Genomic DNA, 18639 nt, shown 5'->3' with positions numbered 1-18639 from the left:
ACCTAACGTTGCGTTTAATTTGAAATTCATCTATCTCACCAAGTTGAAATGTTAAAAAAATTTCATCCTTCAACATCCAAAGTCATAGTTTCGTCGTATATATAACTTTAAAACGAGATTAACCAAAAATCATAAAATGAGAAAAATTTCAATCCTATTAGTTACAGCAATTTTGTTTAGCTCTTGTGTATCCAAGAAAAAATACTTGGCTTTAGAGCAAGAGAATGGTCAAATAAAAAGCGAATTAACTAAGACTCGAGTAGAGAAAGAAGATTTAGAAAATAAGTTTGCCGTAATCGAAGCACGTGTTAATCAATACAACGCTAAGATTCAATCTTTAAATGAAGATGTAGAAGGTTTAACTATTGAGAACAAAGCGAAATTTGAAGTTTCTGAAGATGGTGCTGTAGTTTCAACTGCTAGTAAAGAAAAAATGCGTGAAACACTTAAAAATGTTGATGCTGAAAAATTAGCTAATGCAAAAACTTTAAAAGATTCTATGAACTTAGCGGTTCAGTACAATCTAAGTAAAGCAATGGACACTAGCGATCTTAACGAAGATGAAGATATCGTTGTAGATATTAACGAAACTGTAGTAATGATTTCTATTGCTGATGATATGTTATTTAACACAGCAAGTTATAGAGTTGGAAATAAGGCTGACAAAATCTTAAAGAAATTAGCTGATGTGATTAATTCAGAGCCAAGCTTAGACGTAATGGTTGAAGGTCATACAGACTCAAGAAGCATCAGTACAGAGAAAATCGCAGATAACTGGGACCTAAGTGTTCTACGTGCAACATCTGTTGTTAGAAAATTACAAAATCAATTTAAAGTGGCACCTGAGCAATTAATCGCTTCTGGTCGTAGTAGCTACCAACCTTTAGTAGAAAATGATTCAAGAGAGAATCGTGCTAAAAACCGTAGAACTCGCATTATTTTAATGCCAAATATTGATAAATTCTTTGCTATGATGGAGGCAAAATAAATTCAAGTCTATCGTAATTAATCTAAAAAAGCATCCTCCCGTAAAAGTCGGCATTGGGTGCTTTTTTGTTTTATTAAACGTGTAATTTGTGGCATAACAAACATTTTATGAAACTACTGTTTACTATTCTTTCTATCTTCCTTTCTACAGTTAGTATTGCTCAAAATATCACTGGTAAACAACTATTAGAAAAAGCTATAGCTTATCACGACCCTAATCACAATTGGAAACATTTCAACAATGAGTTTACGGTTATAATGACCGATCCAAACTCAGAAAAACGCACAAGTACTATTTCAATAAATCTACCAGCAGACTATTTTAGTGTTTCAGCTATTAAGGATAGTATTACCACAACTTACAGTTTAGATAAAGGCAAGTGCCAAATGATGTATAATGGCCGAGAATTAGATAGCTCAACGGCTTCAGAAAAGGAAATGTCCTGTGACAGAGCCAAACTATACAAAAACTATTATACGTATTTATATGGTTTGCCAATGAAGCTAGACGATCCCGGAACCCACCTCAATGAAACGGTAGAGTTAAAACATTTTAAAGGCAAGGACTATTTAGTTTTAAGAGTCACCTATGACGAATCAGTTGGTAGCGATATTTGGTATTTCTATTTTGATCCAAAGACCTATGCGATGGAAATTTATCAGTTTTTTAAAACTGACGCTAACGGAAAGGACAAAAGGGATACAGGTGAGTACATATTGCTTTCTGAAGAAGTTCTCGTAAATGGTATTAAAATGCCCAAGGTTAGAGCTTGGTATTATAATAAGGATGCTGCTTATTTAGGCACGGACACCATGATTGAAAATTAGAGTACTCTTCTGTTTAAATAAAAAAAGCATCTCAGAAATGAGATGCTTTTTTATTTAAATACTTGGAACCCCTTAAGCAGCGTTCCAGATTGTTTTCACTTCCTCACAAAGTTGGAAAACATCTCTTATAGAAGTGTCTATATTTTTAGGTACTGAAATGACGGAATCGCCAAAAACATCTATAGATAAACACAATTCTTCTATTACCTCTTCCTCTTGTTTTGCAATTCCATCTTTCAAATATTTATAAAGTAAGGTTGAAACATACCTAGATTGTACGGCATCAAAAACATTGTTTTTCGATACATGGATTTTAACCGCACCTAAATACTTCTTTCCGTCTAATTCTAATCTAATAATTACATCTGGAGAAATTATTATTTCAACACCATTGATAATTATCGATTTAATTTCAGGGTTTTTAATGACCTCATGAGGAATGTTACAAAGTAAATTTGGTAATTTTAAATTTACAAATCTTGCCATTGCCTCTATAGATACCATTCTATCAATTGCTTGTCTCTGTTTTTCCGGCTTTCTTGAAATTAATTCTTCAATACCTTTAAAAACAGGTTCTAAATCACCATGTTTTTCTATGGCTTTCTTCATCCTAGCTTTCGCCAGTTGATAGTAAGAAACTCTAAATTTATTTGGCACTTTTTGTTGTCTTATTATTCTTCGCCTTTTAGCTTCACTTCCTGTAGCAAAATCTGCTAATTGATTAACTGAAATCTTATAATTCATGTTAAATATTTTTAATTAGAGACTATTATTTTATTATTAGACTCTAATTGTTAATAAGTCTAAAAACGGTTGATAAAAAATAAAGTCCATAAAGCCTTATTCTACCTATGTTTTAAACTTTAAAATTGTTTATTGAAATATTTAACTTGGAAGAATTAATCTTATTTTGTACGTTTGAGGAACAAAATAGGAGATGAGTTAATCTCAATTCTATTTTTTAATACAATTTAGGCCGCGAAACCAATTTGTAAAAAACAAAACCAAGAGGGATATTTCATTATGTCCCTTTTTTTATTGTCTGAACTCTACATAATATTTAATAAAACCAACCCTTGCGAGTTGGTTTTATTATTTAAATTGAATTAAGCTTCACAGCTTGTACATTCTTTCTTTTGCTTAAACTTCTGTGCCGCATTCATACTGTGTTGGTAGTATAATGACTTCACACCAAGTTTCCAAGCTGTAATATAAAGCTTGTTAATGTCTTTAACTGGCATATCTGGATGCACCATAATGTTTAAAGACTGACCTTGATCGATATGATTTTGTCTGTTAGCCGCTTGATAGATAATAGACATTTGGTCTATTTCTGAATAGGTTTTAAACACCTCTTTTTCATGATCAGTTAAACCTTCTAAATGTTGTACAGAACCATCATAATCACGGATACTTCTCCAAACCTCGTTAGTGTTCATTCCTTTTTCTTCAAGAAGATCTACTAAGTAAGGGTTTTTAATGGTCGTTTTGATTTTAGCGATGTCTTTCACATAACTATTAGACCAGATTGGTTCAATACCTTGAGAAACTTGTCCTAAAATAAACGCAGAAGATGTTGTTGGGGCTACAGCATTTAAAGTTGTATTACGTCTTCCGTATCCCTTTAAAATTTCTGGTTCTCCGAATAACTTTGCTAATTCTTCAGATGCCTTTACAGATTTCTGGTTGATAGTTTTAAAGATTTCACTATTTAAGTTAAATGCTTCTTGACTGTCGAAAGCTATCATTTTAGATTGTAATAAAGAGTGCCATCCTAAGGCTCCTAATCCTAAAGCTCTATTTTCTTTTGCGAAATTATAAGCCTTCTCCATGAATAAGAACGTTTGTCTATCATCACGATCTGGAGAATCTCTAAATTCTTCTAATTTAGTAATGAATTCTTCTAGTACAGCGTCTAAGAAATAAACCATGGTTTCAACGGCATCCGTATCTTTCCACTTGTCATAGTGCAATACGTTGATAGACGATAATACACATACAAATGACCATCTATCGTCTGTAGGTAGCATAATTTCAGTACACAGGTTACTTGCGTAAATCTCTAAATTCATATCTCTATAAACGTCTGCTGCATTATTGTTAGCATTGTCTTTAAAGAAGATATATGGATAACCTATTTCACCTCTTCTTTGTAAAACCTTTGCCCAGATTGCTCTTTTATCTTCATCTCCATCAATCATTTCTTGCATCCAATCGTTACCAACAGTTACACCATGTGTTAACTCTTGGATAGGATTACCTTCTGTACCAATTTCTAAAAACTCATGAATATCTTTATGATCAATTGGTAAATAAGGAGAGAATCGACCTCTTCTTACCGAACCTTGACTTACCACATCAACCATCTTTTCGAATAGTTGCATAATGTGAACAGCACCTGAAGACTCCCCGTTATTTTTAACTGGAGCACCTCTATGACGAAGCTTTCCAAAATAACCTGAAGTTCCACCACCTAACTTAGACATCATTCCAACTTCCGACTGAGTATAAAGGATATCCCCCATATCATCAGAAATATGTGACCCAAAACAGCTAATTGGTAAACCTCGTCTTTTTCCAAAGTTAGACCATACTGGAGATGCTAGCGAATAGTAGCCTTCCGCCATATAGCCATAAAACTTATCTGCAAATCCGTCAATTTTTAAGATTTCCTCAGCTCTATCAGCGATTTCTCTAATTCTTTCTTCCGGATTAGTACCTTCAGTAAGGTAACCAGATGCTAAAAATTGACGACTATGATCTGTTAACCATTTAAATTCGGGTTGCGTCTTCGCCTCTTTTATAGCTTCTTTTCTCGCTGTTAGTAATTCATCATAAGTAGATGTAGTTGTAGTTGATTCGTGGTTCAATGTGTCTTTGGAGTCTAAGTTCGTGTTGTTCATGATTTAAAATAGGTCGTCGCTGGTTATACTTTTTGTTCTTTTGCTATAATTGATGGAACGTTTCACGAAGAAATCTCCGTGTTTTGTTCCTATAATTTCATCATCAAACCATTCAGTTTGTGCTAATAATTCTTCGTTTACATCAAATACTTTTTCAATACCAATACTTTCTAATGAGCTATTGAATCTGTTTTTGATGAATTCGTTAATCACATCCTTAGGTAAGAAATCTAATTCACCTGCTTCGAATATCCAGTCGATAATTCTACTTTCAGAATTAAAGGCTTCTTCACATAATGCTTTAACAGATTCACTATGCTCTTCACCAAACCAAGTTGGATTTTCGTTTTTTATGATTTTTATAATATCAATTCCGAAATCACCGTGAATTTGCTCCTCTTTAGATGTTGCTTCAACAACATTAGAGATTCCCTTAAGCATATTTTTATGCTTGTTGAAAGCCATGATGATTAAGAATTGTGAGAATAAAGACACGTGCTCTATGAACAGAGAGAATAACAAAATAGATTCTGCATACTCTTTATTGTCTTCACTTTTTGCATTCTTTAAAGCGGTCTCTAAATAGTGAACTCGCCTCATTATAACCGGGTTTTTCTTTAGTCTTTTAAATTCATTGTTAAGACCTAAGATTTCCAATAAGTGTGAGTACGCATCATGATGGCGCACTTCACTTTCTGCAAATGTTGCTCCTACAGAACCAATTTCTGGCTTAGGCATTTTATGATAAATATCACCCCAAAATGATTTTACAGCTACTTCGATCTGAGATATAGCTAACATTGTGTTTTTAATAGCATTTTGCTCAACGACAGTAAGACGTGCTTTGAAATCTTGAATATCACTTGTAAAGTTAAATTCTGAATGAATCCAATACGAGTGTCTAATGGCATCTACATACTCATTAAGCTCTGGATATTCGTATGGCTTAAGGTTAATGCGCTTTTCAAAGATATTTGTTTTTCTAAGTCTTGCTTGTTCATCTCTATATAAAATGTAGGCTTTAGCGACATCTTGGAAAGTACTTCCCATCAATTTAATTTCAACAAGATCTTGAACCTCTTCAACAGTTGGAATATAGTTCTCGTCTTTGCCTTTACGTTCTAAAAGTTCGTTTAAAACATTTACAGAAATTTCCTTAGCATCTTCTTTAGTTCCATTACCAACAGAAAGCATGGCTTTTTCAACTGCATTTGAAATTTTATTTAAAACAAATGGACTTGTCTCATAGTCCCTTTTGATAATCTGCGTAATCTCCATAATTTTTAATTTAAAGCCTAATTCGTTATTTGAACAATGTATCATCGTTCAAAACTTAATCGTAAATCGGTAAAAACCTGTTTAATTTTTTTCCTAAACCAAGGAATATAAGTGGACGTATTATCTAATTATTGATCTTTCAATAGGATTTTCTAATACCTAAAAATTAGAAAATGTCATAATATTTTGCCCTGAACAAAGATTGACAATTGTACTCAAAAAAGAAAGGAGATTTTATAAACATTGTCAACAAGTTCTTAACAAAGCATTTTACCTACAAAGAATTTACAACAATCCAAAATATTAGACCAACACACTGATTTCCAGTATTTTATAAAAAATAACCTAATTGCAAATTTGTAAGATTTAGATTACTGAATAAGCCTTCATCAAGCGAGTTTATTGACGGTGACGAGAAGTCACATTGGATAAATTAAAAACAAAAAAGAGCGTTATAATAACGCTCTTTTCCCTAATAACTAACTTAAATTTAATTAGAGTAACCCTAAAAACTACTCATCAAAATTAAAATTTAAACGAAAAGTTCGATTTTTTTACAAACCTTACTTTTAGATTAATAGCATAATCCTAAAAAGGCAAATCCCCATTTACTCCTAATTAGGTTATTTTGTTAGTTCAAATATCAAGAAACTATCCTCTAAAATTTACCCGCAATGTATACCTGGTATTAAATCATGTGTAATTGGTCTTTAAAATTCTGATTTTATTAAAAATGTCATTCTACACATAAAACCGTGCTTAATACACATGTTTTCGTGTAAAACATTCATTATTTACATATATTTATGAGCAATATATTATTTTCCACCATGTTAAAAGCAGTAATTTTAGATGATGAGCCTAAGGCCATTCAGAGTTTAGTTTGGGAACTTGGTAACTTCGATCAGGAAATTGAAGTTATAGCTTCGTTTACAGACCCAGACAAAGCATTGACTTATTTAGAATCACATACACCAGATTGTTTATTTCTCGATGTACAGATGCCAACAATAGGTGGGTTTCAGTTTTTGGAACAGTTAAACCATATTAATTTTGCCGTAGTAATTACTACTGCTTATGACGAATATGCGATTAAAGCACTAAAGCACGAAGCTATAGATTATCTATTAAAGCCAATTGATTCTGACGATTTAAGAACTTGTATTGCAAAAATAAAAAAACACAGTGAACGCAATATCAATTCTTTAGACTTAGAACGTATGCTCACCAATTTTAATGCGCAATTCGATAAAAAGCGTATCACTATAAATGCTGATGGAAAACTTCTCTTCTTAGATGTAGATGATATCATATATATAGAATCGGACGGCAACTACAGCACGTTATATTTACAAAATCGCAAAAAAATAGTTGTAACCAAAAAACTGAAAGAGGTTGATGCCATGTTGCCAGAACATTACTTTTTTAGGATTCATAATTCTTATATCATCAATCTTAATAAGATAAAAGCATTTATAAAAAATGAAGGTTATGTGATCATGGATAGTGACCACAAGATTCCTGTGGCTAGACAACGAAAATCAGACTTCCTAGAAAAATTATAGTTCATGACTCAAAAATTACCCATTCAACTATTCAGTTTCTATCTCCTCCTTATTGTTTCTACAACATATAGTTTTTCACAAGAATTAGATTTTGAAAGTGCTTTAGATTATTTAGAAAACAAACAACCTCATCAATTCACCCAAATAGACTCTCTCTTAAAACCTTTTGAAACTGATAGTTTAAAAATAAAACGAGTAATTGAAGTATTTAAAAAAAATAATTATAATGAAGGCACTAGTTATGCCTTAAATTCGTTAGGTGTTTTATACCGAAATATTTCAAATTACGACCGATCGATTGCCTTACATTTAGAAGCAAAATCTTTTGCTGATGCCGCTAAAAATCCCGAGCTTAGAATAATCAGCTTGAACATGATAGGTGTAGCCTATCGCCGAATGGATGTGATTAAGCCAGCACTAGACTACCATACCGAAGCTCTCAAAATCGCTTACTCCGTTATTAGACCTTCAAATACTGTTGTACACAATATTGCCGTTTCACAAAATAGTATTGGAAATATTTATTTAGCACTAAAACAATACGACTTGGCCATTAATCAATTCAACAAATCATTGAAAATTGAGAAAGAGCTGAATAATGAATTAGGCTTAGCCATTAACCACCACAATATTGGTTACGCCGAAGAAGCAAAAGGCAATTTGAATGAAGCCTTAAAGCATTTTGAAACTTCATTGCGTCACAATAATAATATTGATTCTGAAATAGGTCGAGTCATTTGTTACAACAGCCTTGGAGGTGTTTATCTAAAATTAAAGAACTTTAAAAAAGCGGAACCATATATAAAGGTAGCACTTGAAAAAGCATTAATCTTAGATGATCAATTTTATATTACCTCTTCATACATCAATCTAGGTCAACTTCATATTGAATTAAATCAAATACCCGATGCTGAAACCAATTTAAAGAAAGCTTTAAATATTGCGGAATCCTTCAATCTCAAATCAAGCATAGCGGAATCTAGCCAACTTCTGTCAGACATATATAAAAACAGTCAAGAGTTTGAATCTGCTCTGAAGTATTATAAAAAAGCTGTTGATATTGAAAGCACTATATTAACCGAACAGAATCTTCAGTATATTAACGATATCGCTATTGAGTATGAAAACGAAGACAAGAATAACCAAATCAAAGCTTTAGCATTAGAAAATGAAGCCGTACGATTGCGACTAGAGCGAAATAAAAGCATTCTATTATACACATCGCTATTATTGGCTGCTATAGGAGTTATAATGTTTATTATACATAGAACCAAAGCTCTAAAAAGAGATAAGCATATTTTAACTTTAGAGCAAGACATGTTGCGAAGTCAAATGAATCCTCACTTTATTTTCAACTCATTAAACTCTATAAAACTATACATTATTAATAATGAGAAAGAAAATGCTGTGTACTACTTGAATAAGTTTTCAAAATTAATTCGGAAAATCCTTATGGCTTCAAAAGAAAAGGAAACCTCTTTAACCGACGAATTGGAAACGATGAAACTCTATATGAATATTGAAAATATTCGATTTTCTAATGAGATTGACTTTAAAATTAATGTGGATTCGTCTATAAATACAGAAATCACTAAAATCCCATCTTTAGTACTTCAACCATTTTTAGAAAACTCTTTATGGCATGGTTTATCTTCAAAACCCGATAACAAGAAAATTGAGATAAACGTTAAAAGAAAATCACCACAATTTATTACTGTAGAAATTATAGATAATGGAATAGGAAGAGCAGCCTCTAAGGAAATTAACGACCGCAAGAGGTTAAAAAGTAAATCTGTAGGAATTGATATAACTAAGGCTCGACTCGCTAACTTCTCAGAATCATTTTCTAATAGTTACACTTTAGATATTGATGATTTATACGAGAATGGCCAACCTTGTGGAACTAAAGTCACCATACAAATACCAACCAAAATTATCCCAGTTAAAACTTTAAACTTTTCAAGCTAATCCAGTTCTAAAGATCACATAACTTTAATTCAGTTCCTGGAAATTAAGTAATAAATAAAAGGCTAGACCGCTTTTTATTTCATGCTTTCTGCTACCTTTTCCAATTCAGCATACCAATCTTCGCCAAATTTTCTAATCAAAGCTTCCTTAACGAACTTATAAACAGGAACTCCTAATTCCTTTCCTAAAGTACAGGCGTCATCACAGATATCCCATTTTTCATAATTTACACCTGAAAACTCGGTATACTCCTTAACTCGAATAGGATATAGATGACAAGAGACTGGTTTTTCCCAATCAATCTCTCCTTGGTTATAAGCTTCTTCAATTCCACAAAGCGCCGTTTTCTTATCATCGAAAATAACATAAGCACAATCGGCCCCGTTAATTAACGGCGTTTCCAAATCACCAAATTCGGTGGTAATAGATGTGCCTTGTTTTTCAATAGCTTCTATCCCTTCTTTACGAAGAAACGGCTTAACTTTTGGATAAATATCCTCAAGAATTTTTACTTCAGCGTGATCTAATGGCGCACCTGCATCACCATCAATACAACAAGCTCCTTTACAAGCCGTAAGGTTGCATAAAAAATCCTTTTCTATGATGTCTTCTGAGACAATGGTTTTTCCTAGTTGAAACATGTTGCAAAAATAGCTAAACTTAACCGTAATTTAATATGGTTAATCTCTATTAATATTGCACCTTTGCAAAAAAATCGAGGAAGACGCCTAAAATCAGCCCTTTAAGCATCAAAAATGACAGGTATTTTGCTCAGTTTTAGACTAAAAAACATAAAAATAGTAGTACGGAATGCAGTTAAATTTTAAAGAAATATTCACAGCCTTTATGGTTCTTTTTGCAGTAATTGATATTGTTGGAAATATTCCAATTATCATAGATTTGCGTAAGAAAGTTGGACATATTCAAAGTGGAAAAGCATCTATAATAGCTGGTGTTATTATGATTATATTTCTATTTGTTGGACAGAGTTTATTATCGCTTATTGGTGTAGACGTGAATTCATTTGCCGTTGCCGGTGCTTTTGTTATATTCTTTATTGCTCTAGAAATGGTTTTAGGCATTACCCTTTATAAAGATGATGATGGTGACTCGATGACAGCTTCTGTATTTCCATTAGCCTTTCCTCTTATGGCCGGTCCTGGTACTTTAACCACATTACTATCACTACGAGCAGAATTCGCTATTGAAAATATCATTGTAGCTGTAATTAGCAACGTGATTGTTATCTTTATAGTATTAAAAACATCCGCTAGAATTGAACGTTTAATTGGCGCCAACGGAATTAAGATTATAAGAAAGATTTTTGGTGTAATTTTGTTAGCGATTGCTGTGAAATTATTTGCACATAATATTAAAGAATTATTAGCTTAAAACTTAAACTATGAAAATTTTCACTCTTATCTTATCCATCATAGCTGTGGCCTTAGTCATTTTTAATGCTACAAAATTAAATTTTGACGCCTTATTTGAAGGTGAAAGCCATACTGCTATAATCACGATTGTTGCTGCCTGTTGCGCTCTAGTTCTTTTACAAATCCTTAGGTTATCTAAAAAAATAGAAAAACTACATAAACAGAGAAAATGATTTTTGATGCCTTAATTATTGGTGGTGGAGCCGCAGGATTATCTTGCGCTTTAATATTGGGGTCTGCTAAACCTAAACCTTATGCAGAGGACAAGAAAATTGGAATTATAGTACACCAAAGATCATCCCACCTTCAAACCGCATTATTTAATAATGTATTAGGATTGCCACCTGGCACTTTAGGTACTAACATTTTAAAAGACGGAAAAAAACAACTTTCGAATCTTTATCCACATATCACCCAAATAGATAAGGAAAAGGTTACATCTATTGAAAAGGAGAAAGACTTTTTCATCGTTAGCACAAACAAGAACTCCTATAGAACTAAATTAGCAGTTATTGCAGTAGGATACACGAGTTTAATGACCATAAAAGGTCTTGAAGACTATACAGAACCTCATCCAAGGGAGGCTATTGCAAAAGATAGAATTTGGCTAAAAAATACAGATCACCTTATTGCCGAAAACTTGTATGTCGCTGGTACTTTAGCAGGCTGGAGGAGTCAATTTTCAGTCGCTTGTGGTAGTGGATCGCATGTTGCCACTGATATTTTAACCTTGTGGAATGATGGCAAACATTCTAAAGTTCACGATAAGGCCATTGAACCTTTATAAGCTAACTGCTACTATTGTTTGTAATTAGGGTATTCACTACTTAATAGAGTCACCTCTTTAACCATAAGATCTTCTTTATTGATAACCTCTTCAAAAGCATTATCATCGTATAACTGAAGTGCAAGTGTGGCCTTAATTAATCGCCTTATTTCATTATTGTAGGCAACAAAGGTGATGTTAGTTCGCTCTTTTGCATTTACAAAATTTTGAAAACGAAGAATCATCTCATCACTGACTTCAAAATTATTTATAAAATCGTATTTAGCCATATCTTGAAAGGCCGTGCGATCTTTATCTAATTCTTCAAAAACGAAATAACCAAAATGCCCTCTTCGTCTTAAATAGTTCATAGTTTCATTATCAAACAAACGATCTACAGGTACAAATACATCTGGGATAATACCTCCTCCCCCATAAACCACCTTTCCTTTAGGAGTGGTAAATTTAAGAGAGTCATTGACATCAATACTTTCTTCATCAGCTAATTCACCAGTACGTAATCGTTTGGCATAATCTCTATAATAGGTTTCGTTATCGCCATTAGTATAAGGTCTTTGGATAGATCGCCCAGTAGGTGTATAATATTTTGAAACTGTTAATCTCACTGCACTACCATCGCCTAAAGCCATTTCTCTTTGAACCAAACCTTTTCCATAAGAGCGACGACCAACAATAATTCCTTTATCATTATCCTGAAGCGCTCCAGCAATAACTTCACTAGCCGATGCCGAATTTTCGTTGATTAATATATAGACCTCTCCTTCCTCGAAATCACCTCTACGCGTGGCATAAATACGTTCCTCCTTGCCTTTCTTGTCTCGTGTAAATAAGATTAATTTATCATCTTCTAAAAACTCATCGACAATTTGTTCTGCAATACCTAAAAAGCCACCGGGATTATCCCTTAAATCTAGCGCCAGTTTCGAAGCGCCTAAATCTTTAAGCTCACTTAGTGCAGATTTAAATTCTTTAAATGTCGACTCAGCGAAGCGATTAATTTTTATATACCCTAAGTCATCTGTCAACATATATGCGGCGTCCACACTTTTAATTGGAATCGCTTGTCGTTCAACATCAAACTCCAATAAATCATCCTCACCTTTTCTGTATACGGTAAGCCTTATTGAAGTGTTTTTATCGCCGCGCAATTTTTCACCAATATCATCCACTAAAACATTACGACCATACAAGGTATCTCCATCAGCTAATAAAATGCGATCTCCACCCAATATTCCAGCTCGTTCACTTGGGCCGTTTTCAGTGGGTTTAATTACAGCTATACTATCTTTATAAGGATAAAAATTAATCCCGATACCTACAAAACCACCTTTCATATTTTCAGTGACACGCTCTAAATCCTCTTTAGGAATATACGTGGAGTGAGGATCTAGATTATCTAAAATCCCATTTACGGTCACATCGACAATGCTATCTGTATTTACGTCCTCAACATATTCATAATCGATATAATCTATAAGACGATTAAGTTTATCCTTTTTACTATTTGTCGTAAATAGTTTATCTGAAGTGTCTGTAAAATTTAATTTTCCGCCAATAAATACCCCAGCCGCAATTGCAACCCCAACAATAAGTGGTATGTATTTATTTTTCGTTGCCATTAATTATTTAAATCCTCTATCAATTCTAATTCAATACCTGCTTTTTCTAAAAACTGAAGACCGGAATCATCTTTATAACCTTGATGATAAACTACTCTTACAATTCCTGCTTGATGAATTAATTTACTACACTCTTTACAAGGTGATAATGTAATATATAATGTAGCTCCTTTACAAGATTGTGTAGATGATGCTACTTTAAGAATTGCATTTGCTTCAGCATGCAAAACGTACCATTTCGTATAGCCTTCGTCGTCTTCACAATAATTTTCAAATCCGGTAGGTGTCCCATTATATCCATCCGAAATAATCATTCGGTCTTTAACAATTAGGGCACCAACTTGCTTGCGTTTACAATGGGATAACTTTCCCCATTCTTGTGCAATTCGTAAATAAGCTTTATCGTAACGTAACTGTTTTGTCTTTGACATTAATAATGAATATTTTATACATGCACACTGTTCATAACGAATATAATTCGATAGTATTTCAAATACAACGTACTTGTAGTTAAAGTTTTACCAATCTTTCTACCTAATTGAGCAAATCACTTCCCATAATCATAGGAATAACTAAACCAATAACTATAGAAGAAATCACCATCACCCAGTCTCGGCGTGAAAACCTAAACACCGTCTGGCAAATAAAACCGATAAATAAAACTACAAATACTATAATAACTTGTGCCAATTCTATACCTAAAGCAAATTCTAGTAGAAGTTTTAATTTACCTTCAGACTGACCGGCAAACATTTTAAATTCTCTTGCAAACCCTAAGCCATGGACAAGACCAAAAAACAAGGTAGCAAAAAACAGCAGCCCCATCTTATTAGATTTTGGCTTTTTACTTGCTGTGAATACGTTATAAATAGCCGTAACTAATATAGTTATAGGTATTAAAAACTCTACCAATTCACCGTTAACACTCACTACTCCATAGGCTGCCAAAATCAAGGATAAAGTATGACCTAAGGTAAAAGTGGTCACTAATATTAAAACTCTTTTCCAATCATTAAATACATAAGGTACTGTAAGCACCATTAAAAAAAGAATGTGATCGTAACCGTTAATATCTAACACGTGGTTCATTCCGTATTGCACGTTGAACCAAAAATTTTCTAACATAATTTTGTATTTGGGTGCTCAAAGTTACAATAATAGCCACATATTCACATTAAAAATAAAGTGAATAAAATTTGCATTTCACTGATTTCTTTTGCACATTTACAATTCACGAAGTTCAAATAACTTATTTAATTGTTATCAAGAAAGGTGGAGGGATTAGACCCTTTGAAACCTTAGCAACCCTTAAACTTTTTAAGAAGGTGCTAAATTCTACTTAATTGTTCGATGTATAAATCGAGTAATTGGATAGATAACCAAACGAAATTACACGCCTGTAATTCAATTTCTTTTTAGCATTTTCATAATAACTCGTCTCAGCGAGCCTCATTTGACTTTTGGTTTAACCTAAAGAGTATAACTATGAGTATAATAAAAAGTAATATTGAAGCAGAACTATCAAAACGAATTCTAGTGTTAGATGGCGCCATGGGAACTATGCTTCAACAGTATAAATTCTCAGAAGAAGACTTTAGAGGCGAACGTTTTAAAGATTATCCCTCCTCATTAAAAGGCAATAATGATCTATTATCCTTAACTCAACCAAAAGCTATTGCAGAAGTTCATGCCAAATATTTTGAAGCTGGTGCTGATATTGTAGAAACTAATACGTTCTCCGGGACGTCTATTGCTATGTCCGATTACGATATGGAAGACTTGGTCTACGAGTTAAATTTTGAATCTGCCAAAATAGCCAAACAAGTCGCCGAAAAATTCACCAATGACAATCCTGATAAACCTCGTTTCGTCGCTGGCAGCATAGGCCCAACCAATAAAACAGCAAGCTTGTCTCCAGATGTAAACCGACCAGAATATAGAGCAATTACATTTGATGAATTGCGTATGGCTTACAAAGAGCAAGTTGAAGCACTTATTGATGGTGGTGTAGATTTACTTTTAGTAGAAACTATATTTGACACCTTAAATGCTAAAGCAGCCTTATTTGCTATTGAAGAAGTTAAAGAAGAACGCCAAATCACGATACCCATTATGATTTCGGGCACCATAACAGATGCTTCAGGCCGCACCTTATCTGGTCAAACGGTTGAAGCATTTTTGACTTCAATTTCACACATCCCCATGTTAAGTGTGGGATTTAATTGCGCCCTAGGCGCCGAACAGTTAAAACCCTACTTACAACGACTTTCCAACGCTACCCATCACTATACCTCAGCGCACCCTAATGCGGGCTTACCAAATGCGTTTGGAGAATACGACCAATCACCCGAACAGATGCAGCAATTTATTGAAGATTATCTCAAAAATGGCTTAATAAATATTATTGGAGGCTGCTGCGGCACTAGTCCGGCACATATCAAAGCAATTGCTGAAGTGGCTCAAAATTATCAACCAAGACAAATAGCTCTTAGAGTTTAGTAATCTGAAATCAAAAAAATTATGAGTGCATCTTACTACAATCACCCAACAACTAACCACCGCAAGTATCTAACTTTATCTGGACTAGAGCCTCTAGTGGTTACTCCAGAGAGTAATTTTATTAATATAGGAGAGCGCACAAATGTTACTGGCTCCAGAAAATTTCTGCGATTAATTAAAGAAGAGAAGTTTTCAGAGGCCTTAGAAGTGGCACGAAATCAAGTAGAAGGAGGTGCTCAAATCTTGGATGTCAATATGGATGAAGGTATGTTAGATGGCGTATATGCCATGACCACCTTCCTCAACCTAATAGCTTCAGAACCTGATATCTCCCGAATTCCTATTATGATAGATAGTTCAAAATGGGAAATTATAGAAGCAGGTCTGCAAGTAGTACAAGGAAAATCTGTGGTAAACTCTATAAGTTTAAAGGAAGGTGAAGCAGAATTTAAACATCATGCTAAACTTATTAAACGTTATGGCGCCGCTGTAGTCGTCATGGCTTTTGATGAAGATGGTCAAGCAGACACTTATAAAAGACGGATAGAAATATGTAAACGCACATACCATATACTAGTCAACGAGCTCAATTTCCCACCTCAAGACATAATTTTCGATCCAAATATTTTCCCTGTGGCTACCGGCATGGACGAACATCGTAGAAATGCGATTGATTTTTTTGAAGCTACAAAATGGATTAGAGAAAACCTGCCATTTGCAAATGTATCTGGAGGTGTCAGTAATGTCTCCTTTTCATTTAGGGGTAATAACATCGTTCGGGAAGCTATGCATTCCTCTTTCCTTTATCATGCTATTAAAAACGGAATGAATTTAGGAATTGTCAACCCTTCAATGCTTGAAATTTATGATGAAATAGATAAAGAGTTATTAGAACTTGTTGAAGATGTTTTATTTGATAGACGTGAAGATGCTACAGAACGCTTATTAGATTTTGCAGAATCTATCAAAGACCAGAAGAAAGTTCATGAAGATAAAATTCTAGAATGGCGAAGCGACCCTTTACAAGATAGAATTACACATGCTCTAGTAAAGGGAATTAACACTTTTATTATTGAAGATGTAGAAGAAGCCCGATTAGCATCGGAAAAACCGATTCATGTTATCGAAGGTCATTTAATGATTGGTATGAACGTGGTAGGCGACTTATTTGGAAGTGGAAAAATGTTTTTACCTCAGGTAGTGAAGTCAGCCAGAGTTATGAAAAAAGCGGTCGCTTACCTTCAACCATTTATTGAAGCAGAGAAAGATGGCAAGCAAGAATTTGCAGGTCGAATTTTAATGGCAACCGTTAAAGGCGATGTTCACGATATTGGGAAAAATATAGTTAGTGTTGTTCTAGGCTGTAATAATTATGAAATTATTGATCTCGGCGTCATGGTACCTCCCGAAAAAATTGTTGAAACGGCAATTAGAGAGAAGGTGGACATTATTGGATTAAGTGGATTAATTACACCTTCGCTTGACGAAATGGTTTACGTGTCTCAAGCGCTTGAAAAACGGAATTTAGATATTCCTATAATTATTGGTGGCGCAACAACGTCGCGAGCACATTCCGCTGTAAAGATTGCACCTCATTATAGCAATACTGTAGTGTATATAAATGATGCCTCAAGAGCTGTAACTGTAGTTGGCGATTTACTTAAAAAAGACAGTCAGCTTTATAAAGATCAAATCCGTGAGGAGTACGATTTGTTCCGAGAACAATTTTTAAAACGCACCCGAAAAAAAGAATATCTAAGCCTTAAAGAAGCTCGAAAAAACAAGTTTAATATTAATTGGGACACTTCGGAAATTGTGAAACCAAAAGCATTAGGTATTCAGGTTATTGAAGAGTTTGACATTAGTAAACTAGAAGCATTTATAGATTGGTCTCCATTTTTTAGAAGTTGGGACTTACATGGTAAATATCCAAATATATTAAGTGATGAACTTGTTGGAAAGCAGGCCACAGAATTATTTGCTGATGCTCAAGAATTACTACAAGATATTTTTAAAAACAAACTTTTAAAAGCGAAAGCAATTTTTGGTTTGTTTGAAGCAAACACCGTAAATGATGATGACATTGAAGTTTTAGTTCAAAACACCGAGTCTAAAGCTAGTAAAAGCACAGTTAAATTTTTAACCCTTCGTCAACAATCTAAAAAAGCCGCAGGTAAGCCAAATATTGCTCTGTCTGATTTTATTGCACCAAAAGAAACAGGTCTGCAAGATTATATAGGTTGTTTCTGTGTATCGGCTGGATTTGGCACGGCTGAATTAGCAGCACAATTTGAAAAGGATAACGACGATTACAATTCAATAATGATAAAAGCTTTAGCCGACCGTTTAGCCGAAGCTTTTGCAGAATATTTGCATAGAGAAGTAAGAACTAAATATTGGTGTTACGATCAAAATGAAAATTTAAGTAATGATGATTTAATCAAAGAAAGCTATAAAGGTATAAGACCAGCGCCAGGATACCCTGCCTGTCCGGATCATTTAGAAAAGAAAACAATTTGGAATATTTTAAATGTTGAAGAAAACATTGGCGTTGAGCTTACAGAAAGTTTAGCAATGTGGCCGGCGGCAAGTGTCAGTGGTTACTATTTTGCAAATCCTGAAGCTAGATATTTTGGTTTAGGAAAAATTAAAGAAGACCAAGTTGAGGATTACAGTCAACGTCGCGGCATAGCATTAGAAGATGCTACAAGATGGTTAAGTCCAAATATTGCTGATTAAAACATCATAACACCTTAAAGAGACCCTATCGTC

Annotated in this window: 16 protein-coding genes and 1 riboswitch; of the genes, 9 read left to right on the top strand and 7 right to left on the bottom strand. The window is 33.8% G+C overall.

Annotated features, from left to right (window positions below; all coding sequences use genetic code 11):
• Positions 1-136: 136 nt before the first annotated feature.
• Positions 137-988 (top strand): OmpA/MotB family protein, encoded by an 852-nt coding sequence (locus DFQ11_RS04680; RefSeq protein WP_110474666.1) that lies wholly within the window; start codon positions 137-139, stop codon positions 986-988.
• Positions 989-1095: 107 nt separating this feature from the next.
• Entirely contained in the window at positions 1096-1815 is a 720-nt protein-coding gene (locus tag DFQ11_RS04675) for a DUF6503 family protein (protein WP_110474665.1), read from the top strand.
• Between the two features lie 72 nt (positions 1816-1887).
• Here the strand turns inward: DFQ11_RS04675 and DFQ11_RS04670 are convergent, their stop codons facing one another.
• The 3 genes from DFQ11_RS04670 to DFQ11_RS04660 form a co-directional block, all read right to left on the bottom strand.
• The gene (locus tag DFQ11_RS04670; RefSeq protein WP_110474664.1) at positions 1888-2559 is read right to left on the bottom strand and encodes a hypothetical protein; all 672 of its coding nucleotides are present in this window, start codon (positions 2557-2559) and stop codon (positions 1888-1890) included.
• A gap of 362 nt (positions 2560-2921) precedes the next feature.
• Complete coding sequence (locus tag DFQ11_RS04665; protein ID WP_110474663.1) at positions 2922-4718, bottom strand: ribonucleoside-diphosphate reductase subunit alpha; 1797 nt, start codon at positions 4716-4718, stop codon at positions 2922-2924.
• A gap of 3 nt (positions 4719-4721) precedes the next feature.
• Entirely contained in the window at positions 4722-5996 is a 1275-nt protein-coding gene (locus DFQ11_RS04660; RefSeq protein ID WP_110474829.1) for a ribonucleotide-diphosphate reductase subunit beta, read from the bottom strand.
• Positions 5997-6826: 830 nt separating this feature from the next.
• On the opposite strand from DFQ11_RS04660, the gene DFQ11_RS04655 reads away from it, so the two are divergent.
• Together DFQ11_RS04655 and DFQ11_RS04650 are read left to right on the top strand one after the other, a co-directional pair.
• Positions 6827-7561 (top strand): LytR/AlgR family response regulator transcription factor, encoded by a 735-nt coding sequence (locus tag DFQ11_RS04655; RefSeq protein WP_110474662.1) that lies wholly within the window; start codon positions 6827-6829, stop codon positions 7559-7561.
• Positions 7562-7564: 3 nt separating this feature from the next.
• Positions 7565-9529: a tetratricopeptide repeat protein gene (locus tag DFQ11_RS04650; RefSeq protein ID WP_110474661.1), complete on the top strand. Its 1965-nt coding sequence runs from the start codon at positions 7565-7567 to the stop codon at positions 9527-9529.
• A gap of 74 nt (positions 9530-9603) precedes the next feature.
• Here the strand turns inward: DFQ11_RS04650 and DFQ11_RS04645 are convergent, their stop codons facing one another.
• A complete protein-coding gene (locus DFQ11_RS04645) occupies positions 9604-10170 on the bottom strand; it encodes a DUF3109 family protein (protein ID WP_110474660.1) in 567 nt (188 codons plus the stop codon).
• A gap of 169 nt (positions 10171-10339) precedes the next feature.
• Between DFQ11_RS04645 and DFQ11_RS04640 the strand changes: the two genes are divergently transcribed.
• The 3 genes from DFQ11_RS04640 to DFQ11_RS04630 are packed head-to-tail and all read left to right on the top strand — an operon-like array spanning position 10340 to position 11749.
• A complete protein-coding gene (locus tag DFQ11_RS04640; protein ID WP_110474659.1) occupies positions 10340-10921 on the top strand; it encodes a MarC family protein in 582 nt (193 codons plus the stop codon).
• Positions 10922-10931: 10 nt separating this feature from the next.
• Complete coding sequence (locus tag DFQ11_RS04635; RefSeq protein ID WP_110474658.1) at positions 10932-11135, top strand: hypothetical protein; 204 nt, start codon at positions 10932-10934, stop codon at positions 11133-11135.
• Positions 11135-11749, top strand: coding sequence for an FAD-dependent oxidoreductase (locus DFQ11_RS04630; protein WP_110474828.1), 615 nt, complete (start codon positions 11135-11137; stop codon positions 11747-11749). Before DFQ11_RS04635 ends, DFQ11_RS04630 begins: the two co-directional genes overlap by 1 nt.
• An 11-nt stretch (positions 11750-11760) precedes the next feature.
• On the opposite strand, the gene DFQ11_RS04625 is transcribed toward DFQ11_RS04630, so the two are convergent.
• From DFQ11_RS04625 to DFQ11_RS04615, 3 genes are all read right to left on the bottom strand, one after another.
• Positions 11761-13368, bottom strand: a complete 1608-nt coding sequence (locus DFQ11_RS04625; RefSeq protein WP_110474657.1) for a S41 family peptidase — start codon at positions 13366-13368, stop codon at positions 11761-11763.
• Positions 13368-13799: a deoxycytidylate deaminase gene (locus DFQ11_RS04620; protein WP_110474656.1), complete on the bottom strand. Its 432-nt coding sequence runs from the start codon at positions 13797-13799 to the stop codon at positions 13368-13370. Before DFQ11_RS04620 ends, DFQ11_RS04625 begins: the two co-directional genes overlap by 1 nt.
• A 103-nt stretch (positions 13800-13902) precedes the next feature.
• Positions 13903-14493: a HupE/UreJ family protein gene (locus tag DFQ11_RS04615; RefSeq protein WP_110474655.1), complete on the bottom strand. Its 591-nt coding sequence runs from the start codon at positions 14491-14493 to the stop codon at positions 13903-13905.
• 132 nt (positions 14494-14625) lie between these two features.
• Positions 14626-14750: riboswitch (SAM riboswitch) on the top strand.
• Between the two features lie 103 nt (positions 14751-14853).
• Between DFQ11_RS04615 and DFQ11_RS04610 the strand changes: the two genes are divergently transcribed.
• Together DFQ11_RS04610 and metH are read left to right on the top strand one after the other, a co-directional pair.
• Complete coding sequence (locus DFQ11_RS04610; protein ID WP_110474654.1) at positions 14854-15867, top strand: homocysteine S-methyltransferase family protein; 1014 nt, start codon at positions 14854-14856, stop codon at positions 15865-15867.
• 21 nt (positions 15868-15888) lie between these two features.
• Entirely contained in the window at positions 15889-18606 is a 2718-nt protein-coding gene (metH, locus tag DFQ11_RS04605; protein ID WP_110474653.1) for a methionine synthase, read from the top strand.
• Positions 18607-18639: the final 33 nt, after the last annotated feature.

The organism is Winogradskyella epiphytica, assembly GCF_003217215.1.
In the GTDB taxonomy this organism is placed as follows: domain Bacteria; phylum Bacteroidota; class Bacteroidia; order Flavobacteriales; family Flavobacteriaceae; genus Winogradskyella; species Winogradskyella epiphytica.
This window is presented reverse-complemented; position numbering and strand designations above follow the sequence as displayed.